The sequence below is a fragment of the Phycisphaeraceae bacterium genome (assembly GCA_020851465.1).
Lineage (GTDB): Bacteria > Planctomycetota > Phycisphaerae > Phycisphaerales > Phycisphaeraceae > JADZCR01.
On record JADZCR010000006.1, the window covers coordinates 112,864 to 126,757 of the forward strand.

At 52.8% G+C, this 13,894-nt stretch carries 10 protein-coding genes; 4 read left to right on the top strand and 6 right to left on the bottom strand.

Annotated features, from left to right (window positions below):
* The first annotated feature begins 465 nt into the window (after positions 1-465).
* Complete coding sequence (locus IT444_06965; GenBank protein MCC7192508.1) at positions 466-3,150, top strand: hypothetical protein; 2,685 nt, start codon at positions 466-468, stop codon at positions 3,148-3,150.
* 6 nt (positions 3,151-3,156) lie between these two features.
* Here IT444_06965 and IT444_06970 read toward each other — a convergent pair whose 3' ends face one another.
* On the bottom strand, positions 3,157-4,299 hold the full coding sequence (locus IT444_06970) for a hypothetical protein (GenBank protein MCC7192509.1): 1,143 nt from the start codon (positions 4,297-4,299) through the stop codon (positions 3,157-3,159).
* An 82-nt stretch (positions 4,300-4,381) separates the two neighbouring features.
* On the opposite strand from IT444_06970, the gene IT444_06975 reads away from it, so the two are divergent.
* On the top strand, positions 4,382-5,287 hold the full coding sequence (locus IT444_06975) for a hypothetical protein (GenBank protein MCC7192510.1): 906 nt from the start codon (positions 4,382-4,384) through the stop codon (positions 5,285-5,287).
* Between the two features lie 13 nt (positions 5,288-5,300).
* On the opposite strand, the gene IT444_06980 is transcribed toward IT444_06975, so the two are convergent.
* Together IT444_06980 and cysK are read right to left on the bottom strand one after the other, a co-directional pair.
* The gene (locus IT444_06980; protein MCC7192511.1) at positions 5,301-6,647 is read right to left on the bottom strand and encodes a SpoIIE family protein phosphatase; all 1,347 of its coding nucleotides are present in this window, start codon (positions 6,645-6,647) and stop codon (positions 5,301-5,303) included.
* Positions 6,648-6,930: 283 nt separating this feature from the next.
* Positions 6,931-7,890: a cysteine synthase A gene (cysK, locus tag IT444_06985; GenBank protein MCC7192512.1), complete on the bottom strand. Its 960-nt coding sequence runs from the start codon at positions 7,888-7,890 to the stop codon at positions 6,931-6,933.
* 437 nt (positions 7,891-8,327) lie between these two features.
* Between cysK and IT444_06990 the strand changes: the two genes are divergently transcribed.
* On the top strand, positions 8,328-9,185 hold the full coding sequence (locus IT444_06990; GenBank protein ID MCC7192513.1) for an HAD family phosphatase: 858 nt from the start codon (positions 8,328-8,330) through the stop codon (positions 9,183-9,185).
* Between the two features lie 178 nt (positions 9,186-9,363).
* Here the strand turns inward: IT444_06990 and IT444_06995 are convergent, their stop codons facing one another.
* Positions 9,364-9,795 carry an Hsp20/alpha crystallin family protein gene (locus IT444_06995; GenBank protein ID MCC7192514.1) on the bottom strand — a complete coding sequence of 144 codons (432 nt, stop codon included), beginning with the start codon at positions 9,793-9,795 and terminating at the stop codon, positions 9,364-9,366.
* Between the two features lie 386 nt (positions 9,796-10,181).
* Here IT444_06995 and IT444_07000 point away from each other — a divergent pair, with 386 nt between their 5' ends.
* Positions 10,182-11,222, top strand: coding sequence for an N-acetyl-gamma-glutamyl-phosphate reductase (locus tag IT444_07000; protein ID MCC7192515.1), 1,041 nt, complete (start codon positions 10,182-10,184; stop codon positions 11,220-11,222).
* 91 nt (positions 11,223-11,313) lie between these two features.
* On the opposite strand, the gene IT444_07005 is transcribed toward IT444_07000, so the two are convergent.
* Together IT444_07005 and nth are read right to left on the bottom strand one after the other, a co-directional pair.
* On the bottom strand, positions 11,314-13,113 hold the full coding sequence (locus IT444_07005) for a tetratricopeptide repeat protein (protein ID MCC7192516.1): 1,800 nt from the start codon (positions 13,111-13,113) through the stop codon (positions 11,314-11,316).
* Complete coding sequence (gene nth / locus IT444_07010; GenBank protein MCC7192517.1) at positions 13,110-13,892, bottom strand: endonuclease III; 783 nt, start codon at positions 13,890-13,892, stop codon at positions 13,110-13,112. The genes IT444_07005 and nth overlap by 4 nt, the downstream gene beginning before the upstream one ends.
* Positions 13,893-13,894 lie beyond the last annotated feature (2 nt).

Genomic DNA, 13,894 nt, shown 5'->3' on the forward strand with positions numbered 1-13,894 from the left:
GAATTGAGATTGTTGTAAGACGCAGCGAGACAGTCAAGTTACGACATCCTAGACCGCGTGAGAGGCAGCATTTGGCACACCCAATTTAGAATTAGAGAGCTTGCCAAAACCTATCAGAGAGAGTTTAGATGATGAACGACTTCACATTTACCAGAATGACTAACACTCAGCTCAGTTGATCCCTTGGCTAGAGTGCAGCCGTGACGTGTGCATACAGCCCGGTTACTCAATCACAGGTTGTGATACGGTAAACGAGCCTGCATGGGTTCGATAAACGTGGAAGATAGTCGCTTTCGCGGCGATATTTGCGGGGTCGATGTACGTTTTTCCGCTCCTTAACGCGAGGCAAATCGATCGGTTATGATGCTTAGGTCTAAAATAGACCATTGAACGGTATTGATAAAGTCATTATCCCCCCAATAGAGAAAGAGTTGTATGCATTGGACTAACCGGGTGAATTCGTCCTTGTTTTTAATTCTCGTGATCGCGGCTATGACAGTGATCGGGCCTGCGTGTGCGGCGTTAGCGGAGGGCGTTCGCCAGCCGCAACCCAAGCAGCGTCTTGCGCTACTTGATCCAGAGGGTACAACCTTTCAGCTTTATGAAGGGCTGACCTTATTGATTAATAATCAGGACAACAAGGCGTTCAACCTGAATCTTGATGTCCGTGATTTGAATTTATTTGAAACAGGACCACGCGAAATTCTTTTCAAGGTGTATGACCCACAAGGCAAAGCGGTCGTACGTGAAGTGATCCCGGACGATGGCGTGACCTCGCCAGCGAGCCTTTCGCCGACAGGCGGTTGGGATCACGAGGCCTGGTATTACATACATGACTACAACCGCGGCGGCACTCCGATGCTGCGTTGGTCAGCGATGACTTCGCTGGATCGTCTGGCGGCAACACCGGTACGCACTTTTGAAACGAAGATCCCAGCTTCGGGTAAAGGAATGTACCGGGTGGTGCTAGTTGGTGTGCGCGACCACGTGGTGACGGTGAAGATTGACCAAAAGCTTCCGTGGGCAGCAGGGGGAAATCCGTTTTTTATTCATCCAGTGGGGGACTTTCTTCGCCATCGTTTTGTTTACGTTCCGCGCGGGGCCACCAGCCTCATGATGTCGGTGGTCGAACATGATCGACCACGTACTACGAGGTTCATTCTCCGCGATCAGGAGAATAAGGTTTTAATTGACGGTAACACCTCGGCAACGACGGTGACTTACGTTGAGATCAAACCGGACAAGCCCGGCGAATGGGATGACAAGGTATTCAGCCTGGAAATTCCCGATGCCTCCAATCAATGCATGGTGCAGATGGCCTTTGCTGTACCCAAGCACGAGGGCATCTCCAGACCCTGGCCGAACATTGCGGCTCAGGCTTATTTCGCATCGGATGTCGCGACAGCCAGAGCATTGCAGGGAGGGGCGATATATCACGATGGTCAAACATTCTGGCAGCCGTCACAGGTTCGTCTTCACGACTGGCTAAAAAAACTTACGCCTGCTGATTTTGAGGTCAAAGGTGAGGATGGCAAGGCAATCCAGCCGGTTTCACACACCAACGAGAGGCGAACTTTCTTCACCTATGACATCAAGCCCAATCGCAACGCTGAGTTTTATCCGCTCAATGGCGTGCATGAGCAGCCGCCACTCTCGGATACGATCATGTTCAGCTACGACCTGCATCATCAACGCCAGGCACTCAATGTGGCGATCCGCGATGTAGCAGCAGGATTGCGCCTTATTGGTCCGGGTGATCACGTCATGGACACAACATGGCGCGGCATGGCGAATCTCGCCTATGAATTCGGCACCTATCGTTTTCACTGGTGGAGACCAGCATCAAAGCTGCTTCACGAAAAAGATACTCCTGAAGAAGTGAAAGAAATCCTTCGTGATGCGGTACTCAACGCTGGTGATCGACTTGCGTTTTGCGATAACTGGGAACGTGTCAACGGCAACGCATTCGTTACCGTTCTCTGCGGTCTGCGGTATGTGTACGCGGGAACGGGGGACAAACTTAACGAACAGTTGTTTAACACGTTCTACGATCGGTTCACGCATGGCGGTTTTGGTCAGCGGGTGGGATTGGGCGCATCAGGCGCGATCCAGGAAGAGTTCGCATATGACAATCACTACGGTTCATATCCGACGAAAACACTCGATGCTGTAGCAAGGGATTTTCAAGATCCTAAGTTCATCGAGATGCGCGATAATTTGCTCAATTTTTACAGCTATGTTCGGAACAATGAAGTCGCGGCGTGTCCGTGGAGTGCCCGCACGTCACATAATCCTGATTACCCTGCGCCGACGGAAGGCCCCTACACGCTTAAGTGTCTCGGTGGGCCTGATCTGACGGCATCGGTGAATAACGCCAACGAGTTTTTTGCCGCCCGTCGCAAAAACTACTACATCGTTTCATATCACGGGCGTATCACGCCTAAGTGGGAGGGTGACAGCTTTCGCGGTCAGATGGGTTGGAGCGGGGGCGTTCTTTGTCAGTTCGTTGTGCCCGGCAAAGGAACGGTTCTGGCGTCAACCATCGATCCTCCCGGCTATGGCACCAATATGCACCCGTCGCAGTGGCGGACGTTTCGGATTAACTCAATTGTCGGCGAAACAGCGGACGGGAAACCCCTAATTGGGGCTGACTGCGAGCATCCTGACGCCAAACTCATTGGTAATACTGCGTCCGGCTCGGGAGAGGTGCGTGATTCCTCTGTACATGCCTCGCGTTCATACACCTATAACGCGGATCATGTACTGGTTCAGGCGAGCCTGCACATGACTGACGACGACGAATCATTGAATTTCTGGTTCAAGAGTCCGTTCCGTGGCCAAATTGCCCAGGCATGGGAAATGATTCCGTTTGTCGCCAAGGGCGCGACCGTCAAGGTATTAAATGCCGGCGGTGTTGAAGCGGGTGTGCTTACTGAGACGCTTATTGAAGGCCAGACGGTCGTAATCGACCGTGGAGGTTATGGCGTACGGATCGAGCTGGAGAAACCTATGAAGATCAAGCGTGGAGCTGGTGACACAGTGATGATCCAGCTCATTGCCGAGACACCTCTCGGCCCGCGAGATGATAAAACCAAGCCTAATGTTGAAGACGCTGCGATCAAGTACAAGCTCGTGCCGTTTGGTGGTTGACGATATTTATCGCGACCACTCCAGCGCGATAATAATGACATCGATCACAAAGAGCAGCACGATGGTAACTTCGAGTGTAATCATCCAGCGGTTGATCTGGTCCTGTTTGAGAAGTTGGTATAAGTCGTCGAGCGTTTTGAGCTTGGAGTCGATAGTCGCGTGCCAGTCCGCCAGATGGAACCGACCGGCAAACTGCTGATAGAGACGGGCAAGGTGCCAGTCGCCAAAAAACTTTGTCGTGTTGGACAGTTCATCGCTAAGCCGTGTCAGATCGATCCGAATTTCCCGGAGACTGGCAAGCATACGATTTTTACGACGCACGCTTCTTGCAGCGACGTCAGCATAAGAGCGACTAATCGAATCATCTAGCAGCCGATCGTAGGCCTGAAGTTCCGCCAACTGGACGTTGGCTAACTCAATGATGTGCAGTGACTCGTCGAAGTGCTTCGGATCATCAAGGATCAGAGCTGCGTTCCAGTCAGTGACCACTATGTCACGCTCGTAATAGCTGATGTATCGGCTTGTGGTGTCCTCGGTTTCCTGTTCTGAGAGTGGAAGTCGTTCCTGGGTTAAAAGCAGTGCAACCATGACACGATGTTGTCTCAGCCATTCTTCAGCAGTCTGGCCGTCGATCAGAGAAGCGCGGGCGTCAAGGCAGAATACGGTATAGGTTTCCTCATAACGTGCTCTGTCGTGCGGTCGAATGGTGTGAGCTTCAAGTTCACGCCGCACTTCCTCCGCCAATGTGCGTGCCTCGTCACGCAGAGGTCCGCTCTGGAAGCTCAACTCGTGGTAGTACACCAGTTCCTCTAACGACAAGCCATCGAACGGTACCCGCAGAGTCAGGCTGATAGCTCCAACGGGAAATAGCTTGATAGATCTCTCGACACGAACTGCGCCCCTTGGGCCAATTCTCTCCACGGGAGAGAGCTTTACCATTTGCGGTCGAAAAAAGAATGCGTCACGCGGATTACGTCGGCCGGGTTCCATCTCGAACTGAGTTAGCTCCCGCCCCAGCAGAGTGAAAATCCGCTCCTCTTTCATGTCATAGGCGATGTCAAAAGCATAGATGTACTCAACAAAACCGCGATACTGCTCCTCGGAGCTGACCGAGTGGCTTTTTAAGGGTTGTTGCGAGCTTGTGGTCATGGCTCAGGTATTCTAGGTGACTGCTTCCAAAGAGCCGTACCAGGTGAAGCAATGACCCCCTGGTAACGATAGGAGTCGGCATATGCGAATCTGGCCTGCGTTTATAGCGGTCTTGATACTCACCATTTCCAGCGATCTTCGTGCCTGGCATGCCCAGGGGCACTGGTATATCGCTGACTCCGCTACAAAAGTATTACCTGATGATGTTCCCGCCTTTTTCCGTGAAGGCCGAGAGGTAATTGCATCCTGCGCAAACGACCCGGATCTGTTCAAGGAGTGTTCGCTCCGAACCCTGGATGTTGCGGAAAGTCCTGAGCATTACATCGACCTCGAATATCTGCGCGGTACGAAACTGCCACCGACACGGTATGCGTTTGTTCAGATTTGCGATCAGAAGAAACTCAATCCCTCGCGAGTGGGTATGTTGCCTTATGCGATTACAGAATGGACGCAACGATTGACGGTTGCTTTCGCGGAGCATCGCCGTTGGCCGGAAGATCGCGCGGTTCAGATCAAGTGTCTGGTTTACGCGGGGTTGCTATCGCATTACAGCGGTGATGCAGTCATGCCGTTGCACACGACCGTTCATTTTGATGGCCGAGCGGATAAGAAAAATAAGTCACCGCGCAGTGGTATCCATGAAAAGGTCGATGCTTTACCCGGTTATTTGAGACAGCCGATCGAGGTTCGGTTAACTGCGGGGCAGGTGCGTGTATTTGAGTCGTTGTTTGACGACATTGTGGAAGAAATCCAGTGCAGCCATAGGTTGGTGGATGCCTGTTATGAGATGGAGGGAGAGTTCCTTACTGAGGAGGGCGAAAAAATATCTGAACGTGTAACAGCGTTTGGCGTGGAGCGGATGTGTGCAGGTAGTGCATTCACAGCCAGTCTATTTCTAACGGCTTGGCGTGAATCGGAAAAAGTTGAATTGCCGAAGTGGGTGGAACGGTTGCACACAGTGCCATCTACGCAACCGCAACCCAAGTGAGCAGAAATTGTGTTCAGGAGGCAGCTTCATCTCTGACCTGAATAGCCAGCATGGTCTGATCATCTTTCTGCTGCATACCTGCTTCGTGTTCCCGCAATACCGTATTGACACTGGCGATTACGCAGTCAGGATCACCCGCGCAATTTGTCAAAGCATGTTCCAGTCCCCGAATGCCGAACATGGATCCGTTTGGTCCTTCGGCTTCAATGATGCCATCGGTATAGAGCACAAGTGTTTCGCCGGGGGCCAGCGTCAATTTCGCTTCGTCATATTCGACCGCGTCCATAATGCCCAGCGGTAGATGTCCGACAGCATCAAGCGGCCGAAGAGTCTTTCCGTAACCCTTGGGCTTGATCAGAGGTGGATTGTGACCAGCTCGAGCGTAGGAAAAGGAGCGATCCTGAGGGTTGTAAAACGCCAGGAACGCAGTGACAAAGGTGGCTTCGATCCGCTTCGCGTAAAGATGGTGGTTTAGATGAGTGAGGACTTCAGCCGGTCCACGCGGTTCATGAGGGTAAGCGTGCAGGATGGCATGAACCATTGCCATCACAACAGCTGCAGAAGGGCCATGGCCTGAGACATCGGCTATTAAGAGGGCCCACCGGCCGTTGGGATCGAAGCTGCCGGATGACTGCTCGTGAACCAGCGGCGCGATGTCATACATATCACCACCAGCACGGTCATAGGTTTGGTAACTCGATGCCATCAGCAAGCCCGGAACTTCCGGCAGAGAATCAGGTAGTAAAGCTCGCTGGATCCGGGCGATGCGGTCCAGCTCAGCATGAATTCGTGCGTTCGCATCACGAAGTTGATGTGTTACGCTGAGATTCTGGGCCATGACTCCGATGAGATTGGCTCGCAAAAGCAGATCTTCCAGATTGGTCTCGTTAAAGAAATCCGGCTGCGTATCAAAAATGAATACCCAGTCGTTCGTCTGACCATGTAGAAAAAGCGGTGCTGCGATCAGCGAGCGATAGCGGGCGAGTTGGTCGCCAAGCACCACATCATCAGGGACGTAAAGTCGGCGAATGAGTTTGGGTAGTCCATCCGCGATTACTTCACCGATAAACCCGCCACGAAAGCAGCGAGGTTTATCGCCTTCACGGAAATCATCCGGCAGCGGTTGCGGTCCGGAGTCAGCGGCGAGCAACCGATCAATTCGATATTCTCCGGGATTGCAACCATCCGTCCGTACTGACATGAATCCCTTTGATCCATACAGTTCGCGCATCGTGTCCACGAAAACCACCTGAATCTGGCGTGGATCGTTGATGCGGCTGATCCGGTCAAATAAACCCAGCAGTCGAGGCAAGCGAGTGTTGCTGGTCAGGTTGGCAAATTGAGAGGTATTCGCGCCCATCAGTGATGGCCTTCACTGCAATTTGATACACGAATATTTTGGTTATTTCCGTAGTTCTGCATTGGTTTGACCTATGCAATTATGATCAAAATCCTTCGACTCGCAGCAGTGGGGCCTCCGTGCAACGGCCTAACTCATCAGGCCTCATGCCCGAACGCTCTATGTTGCCGGCTTGTTCGTAGTGGTTGGGGGCGATTGATGAAATTTACCCACAGGATAACGAAGACCTGAGGTTGGTTGAGGTCTCGAGGCTTGATGCAGGCTACCTGCGGAGTGACTGGCCTTACGACGCCAATCCCGCGAAGAGAGCCGTTGAGAGGTAGCGCTCACCAAAGCTTGGAAGAATCGCAACGATGAGTTTGCCCTTGTTTTCAGGTTTGGCAGCTTGGCGTGCCGCGGCAATCACAGCTGCACCGGAGCTGATACCCACCAGCAGGCCTTCCTCCTTGGCGGTTCGGCGTGACCACTCGATGGCTTCATCATTGGTCACCAGTTCCACGCCATCGACAATGCTCATATCGAGATTGCGTGGAATAAAACCGGCACCTAGTCCCTGGATCTTGTGCGGGCCGGGTTTGAGCGGCTCACCTCGCATCTGTTGTGCGATGACGGGTGAATCCACCGGCTCGACAGCGATGCACTTGAAGGAAGGCTTTCGCGGCTTGATGTATCTGCCGACGCCGGTGATAGTGCCGCCGGTGCCGACACCGCTGATGAGAATGTCCGCCTTGCCTGCGGTGTCTTCCCAGATTTCAAGACCTGTAGTCGCCTCGTGAACCGCGGGATTGGCGGGATTTTCAAATTGCTGAGGCATCCAGGCGTTTTCCGTGGTGCCGACGAGTTCTGCTGCCTTGGCGATGGCCCCCTTCATGCCGTTGGCGGCAGGGGTCAACACGAGGTCAGCACCGAGCATGCGGAGCAAAGCGCGGCGTTCGAGACTCATCGACTCAGGCATGGTCAGGGTTAGCTTGTAGCCCTTGGCAGCGCAGACAAATGCCAGCGCGATACCGGTGTTTCCACTGGTGGGTTCAATGATGTGAGTGTTTTTATTGATCGTTCCTGCTTTTTCAGCGGACTCGATCATGGCACGACCGATACGGTCCTTGACACTGGCGAGCGGATTGAAGAACTCGCATTTAACCAGCACGGTCGCACCGCCCGCGGGGATAACGCGGTTTAACTTGACCAGCGGAGTGTTGAAAGTGGTTTCGATGACGCTGTTGTAAAACTTTCCGTGAGGCATGATGAGGCTCCTTGATTTGTGAAAGTAACAAGCGAAAAAGCGATGTTAGGGATTGTGATCCAGTGCGCCAAGCGGCAAAGAAAAAGAGATAAACGGTCAGATAACTCCGCTTGGTATTCAAGTTCTAAATTATTGCGATGGTACAGCCTCCGATTATTAAAGCTCCAGTCTTGGTCATTGTGTTGGAGTGTCAGGGAATCCCCCAGCACAGATTGCAAAATCTTTCGTCAATCGGGCGATAGATTAGATTCTTGAGGCGTTCTGCTGGTAATTTCACAAAGAGGGGAGTCAATCGTTTAATTCGATCATTATGCCCCTACGGGGCTTTAATCGAGCCTAAGCTTCCAGTCTGACGTGTTTTTCGGTTAGACGGATCGTTTAGTCGATAACATGGGCAGCCGCTTGTGGATGTCCGCTAACGGTTTCCGGTGGATTTCATGCAGATGACTGCCCGGCACAATCAATCTATTCAAAGCTCAGCCGTTCGTGAGAGACCCGCCATCGAAATGGTGGCTATCGATGTGGATGGGACATTGCTTACCGATGACAAGCGCGTAAGTGTGCGCAACATTGAGGCAGTCCGAGCCGCTGTAAAGTCTGGCGTGCGCGTTGTGCTGGCTTCGGCTCGCCCGCCGCGCTCCATGCGGGAGCTCTACGGATACCTCGGCCTCGATACGCTTCAGGTTAACTACAACGGTGCGCTGATTCATGACCCGATACGCAAGCGGCATGTTCACCATCAACCGCTTTCCTCGACGGTAGCCCAAAAGGTAATCCGTATTGCTCGGTCGCTCTATCCCCAGACAGTCGTGAGTGTTGAAATTCTCGATAAGTGGTACACCGACCACGTGGACGAGTCGCTCCCGACGGAGACATCTCGAGCATTCACTCCTGATTTTGTTGGTCCGCTGGATGCGTTTCTGCATGTGCCGGTCACCAAGGTCATGCTGCTGGGCCAGCCGAAGTGGATGCCTGAGATTCGAGCCGCAGTACTCAGAAAATGCCGTAATCAGGTGGGTATCGCGGTTAGTGATGCACACCTGTTGCAAATTGTTCATCCCCAGGTGGACAAAGCTATCGCGCTGGCGCGGGTGGCTAAGGGATATGACATTCCGGCAGAGCGTGTCATGGCGATTGGCGATGCTCCAAACGATGTCGGCATGATCGCATGGGCAGGACTAGGTGTTGCGGTCGAAAACGCTTGGCAGGAAACCCGTAACGCGGCTGATGTCATTGTGCCAGCCAATGACGAAGACGGCGTTGCCTTTGCGCTTAAACGCTACGTACTGGATTGAAGTCGTTTTCGATAAACGATAAAGCAGCTTGCCCTTAGTGCAGCCCTGTCACGATAGTGATTTAAGCTACGAACATCTGAAATCGGATCATGATTCCCGCATAAAAAAGTGGGACAGCTTTCGCCGTCCCGCTTCGGATGGGCATTATTTTCGTACGAAAATTCGGTACCCTCGAAAGTCACTTGACTTCAATTTTGCGAGGCTTGACCTCTTCGCGTTTGTTGAGCGTCAGGTGAAGCACGCCGCTGTCGAGACGGGCATCGACTTTGGTTTCATCTACCGTGTTGGGGAGGGTAAAACTGCGCGCCACACGAGTGAAACGACGCTCCGCCAGATGGCTTTCACCTTTTTTCTCTTCCACCTTGCGTTGCGCGACAATGTGGAGCAGACCGTTTTCGAGTGTTATTTCGACATCCTCTTTCTTGAACCCGGGCAATTCAGCTTCGACATAGATGTGATCGTTGTCCTCGCGAATATCCACGGGATAAATGCCGGTTACGGAGCGATCTCCATCACTCCACCAGCGAGACAAAGTCCGATTGAACTCGTCCTGTAGGTTGTCGAGTGGACTCTCGGTACGGTAGCCGCGTCGAATCGTGATCGGTAGCATGATATTTCTCCTTTCATGAGTAACAGTGATAGATCACCAGCCAAACACATGGATCCGCGTGTGTTTGGCCTTACCTCTTTAAGAGATGCAATTCCAAGTCCATCGATGATATTCGGTAAAATCAGTAATTATAAATAGTTAAACAATTCTATTCTTGCCGACGACTGCCGTATTAGCAGTTACTCGTTGCGATGTCTGCTAAGATGAGCCTGATAGAAACTGGTATTCCCGGCAGAGAAGATTTCACGTTAGACAGCGCAGCTGTATTGAGGGTATTTGAAGATCAGTAATCAATTAACAATCTTTATCTCACGGCGATTGTGTGCGGCTAATTTTGTTGCGCCTCGGTTGATATTCACCACAATGCCGCGACAATACCTCTCCTTATGACGATACGTGCTGCCATCCTCGGACCGACCGGCTATACAGGACTGTTTCTGATTCAACTCTTGTCACATCACCCTTCGGCAAGAATTACATACTTGGCGAGTCATCGTGAAGAACTGCCGGATATCACCCAGGTGTTTCCGCAGTTGCTTGGTCGCGTCGATCCGTCGGTAGCAATGTGCCGACCGATTGATCCGGAAGCGATTGCCAAAGCAGCAGACGTAGTTTTTCTTGGACTGCCGCATCGCGCAGCGATGGCGTATGTTCCGGGACTTCTGGACGCCGGTTTGCGAGTGATCGACCTGTCAGCGGATTACCGACTCAGTGATGCCGAGTTGTACGCGAAGGTTTACGGCCATACGCACGACGATCGCAAAAACCTTAAGGATGCGGTTTACGGATTACCCGAACTATTTCGGGATGATCTTCCCGGTGCGATGCTGATCGCCAATCCAGGCTGCTATCCGACTGCTGCGGCCTTGGCGATCGCCCCGTTGCTTAAGCACGGTGTCGCCCAGACTGAGGGCATCATCATTAATGCTGCCTCAGGTGTTACTGGTGCTGGAAAATCTCCCGCTCCACACCTGCACTTTGCTGAACAGAACGAGTCGTTCCTTGCCTACGGAAACATCGGCGGGCATCGTCATCAGCCGGAGTTAGAGCAGACGCTGACGATTGTGGCGGGCCAGCCTATCAATACGCTTTTTGTTCCCCACCTTTTGCCGCTTGATCGAGGGATCCACGAAACAATCTATCTCGACCCGGTCAATGCAGATGTGACTCAGGAAGACCTCTTCGATGCTTACCGTCAGGAGTATTCCGAGGATACGTTTGTTCGGATCCGCAAGGATCTGCCCAACGTCAAAAACGTCCGGGATACCAATTTCTGCGACCTCACCATACGGCTGGCGGGGCCACCCGATCAGCGGAAGATCGTTGCATTCAGTGCGATCGACAACATGATTAAAGGTGCCAGCGGTCAGGCGATTCAGAATATGAATTTGGTATTTGAGCTGGATGAAACAACAGGTCTGCTTTGAGTCATCCCATTTCGATTAGCGAAAGAAGCCACTATCGAGTAGCGCGTTTGGAAATCGTTCCATAAGTGTGAAACTGCTACGGGGTGATCTGCTATCTGATGCCATCGATATTTTGCCCTTTAATCTCTTCGTAGCCTTGTCGCGCAGCTTCATGATTGGGTGAGCGGAGCAGAATTCCCTGGTAAATGGCCAGGGCTTCGGTTGGCCTGCCTTCCGCGCGGGCCAGAGACGCGGCACGGAGACAGACTTCAATCTCCAGTGGTGCGGTAAGTTGCGCGGCATGCAGTTGCAGTGATGCCTCTTCGAGATTGCCTTGGTGGATATCGTCATCCACGATCGCCAGTCGTGCCTGCCAATCGTTAGGAAACTGATCGATGATTACACGGAACTGATTGGCTGCTTCTGTTGTCTCGCCGAGCTTCTGGTAGGCTCGACCCAAGGCCATGCGAGCCTGGGTCATCTGTGGTTGACGCTTCACCAGATCTTCGAGCATGACGATGCCGCGACCTGTCTGCTCCTCGTCATCGCTCCGGGTTAAAGCCCGACCAAAGTTATAAGTTGCGACAGGATTATTCGGCTGGTACGCAAGGTCCGTCTCAAAACGGGTGATTTCGCTAGCCCAGGCGAGATTGGCGTGGTAGATCATCCAGCCCATGGCTACCATCAAAATCGTACAGGGCAGCACCGCGGCAGCACGCCGACGGGATGAGCTACGGATGAAGCGGTCAATCCATGCAGCAATAAAGCAGACGGCAGCCAATACTAAGGGAGCGGCAAAACGATGCGTCATGTATGCGCGAGTTGGCACGAAATAATTGCAGACGATCGCGAGATGACTCAACGCCAGTATCAACGCGAGGGCGAGCCAGCTACGGCGTTTCCACAGGATGACCAGTACAACCAGCAAAGTGACGACGACGACGATACCCAGAAGCGCGTCTTGATGAGCAAGAGTTGGCGGGAAGGGCGGAATATGGTTGTAGGTCATTTCCGGCCAGAAAAGCTGACGGAAATATTGCCATACGGTTGCCATTGCAGCCGGCCATCGTTGTGTGATGGGCATTCCGGTAAGCGGATTCAGTGAAAAAGTGGAAGCAGCTTTGTTTACTGCGGGTAAACCTCCGAGGATCAACCGTACAACAAGAAACGCACCCAGCGGCACGAGCAAGACCACTGCACCCAGTACGGCTGTACGAGGCGGAACCATAGGCGCGGGGCCGACTGCTGCGTGACGGTTGAACCATGCCTGCGCCAGGACTAACGGCAAGAGAACTATGCCGGTTTCCTTGGACCCAACGGCAATGACAGCAAAGAGCAGAGTTTCAATCGCACGCAGCCAGTCCCATTTACCTTTTTCGATGGCACGTTTTTGCAGGTAAAGCACCCCTAGGACGCCGATGAGCGAGAGCAGATCCGCCCGTCCGATGATGTGATTAATCGATTCGGCATGGAGTGGGTGAGCAACAAACATCGCGGCAGCAAGCCATGCTGCGGTTCGACGCACATAACGGCTCATCCATAGGGCACCGAGCCATCCCGCAATCCCCAAGATCGCGATATTCACCACGCGGAATGTTGTCGGATTCAGATTACCCAGCCGCGCATTGAGGTGATAACTCAGCACGGTGATCGGCCGGTAAAGAGTCGCGGCATCGCCATGACCGGCCCAGACATCCTGTGTCCAGAGCTGCGTCAGTCCGCGAGGCTGAGTGACGTTGGGGTTGAGCAGAATGCCGGGAATATCATCGATGACAAAGGGATTATTGATGGCGTTGTGATAGAGTCCGAACGCGATCGCCACGAGCACCAGAGGTAGAAAAACTCGCAGCACCAGCCGCGTATCGCGCTGGGGCAGAGTATTGGATATTGGTTCACGTCGGGCAAGCCTCATGTTGTCTCATCGTCTGACATCGGCGCGGGGTTAACCACACCGAGTTGCGGGCAGTCATTCCAGAGAGCACAGGTACCGCATCGAGGACGCCTCGCCACGCAAACACGTCGCCCATGAAAAATGAGCAGGTGAGCCAGCATCGTCCATCGCTCCGGCGGGAATTCACGCATCAGGTCACGTTCGATTTTGACCGGATCAGTGTGACGTGTGAATCCGAGCCGACCGCTTAGTCGGTTGATATGTGTATCGACCACGACGCCTTCACACTTGCCGAAGGCATTGCCTAAAACAACATTGGCGGTTTTGCGCGCTACACCGGGCAATTCCAGGAGTTCATCCATGGTTTGCGGAACGCGCCCTGCGTGTTTTTTCAGAATGAGCTGCGCAACACCTTTGATGGATTTTGCTTTGTTCCGGTAAAAACCTGTGCTATGGATTGTTTTTTCGATTTCGGCAATGTCGGCAGACGCAAGCGAAGCGATCGTGGGAAACTTACGAAAAAGCTCCGGAGTTACCTTGTTGACCCGTTCATCGGTGCATTGTGCGGACAGGATCGTCGCGACGAGTAATTCAAAAGGACTGTGATAATGCAGCGCACAGGCTGCATCGGGATACAGATCCAAGAGCTTGTCATAGATACGTGTTGAACGAAGGCGGTCAGCCAGCAAAGGTTTTCGTGCTTTGGCGGGTTTGATGAGAGGCTGCCCTGGCGGCGGTCCGGCGGTTTGGCTGACGGTTAACGCAACGGTTTTACGAGATGACTTGGAACGCTTGGGCATAG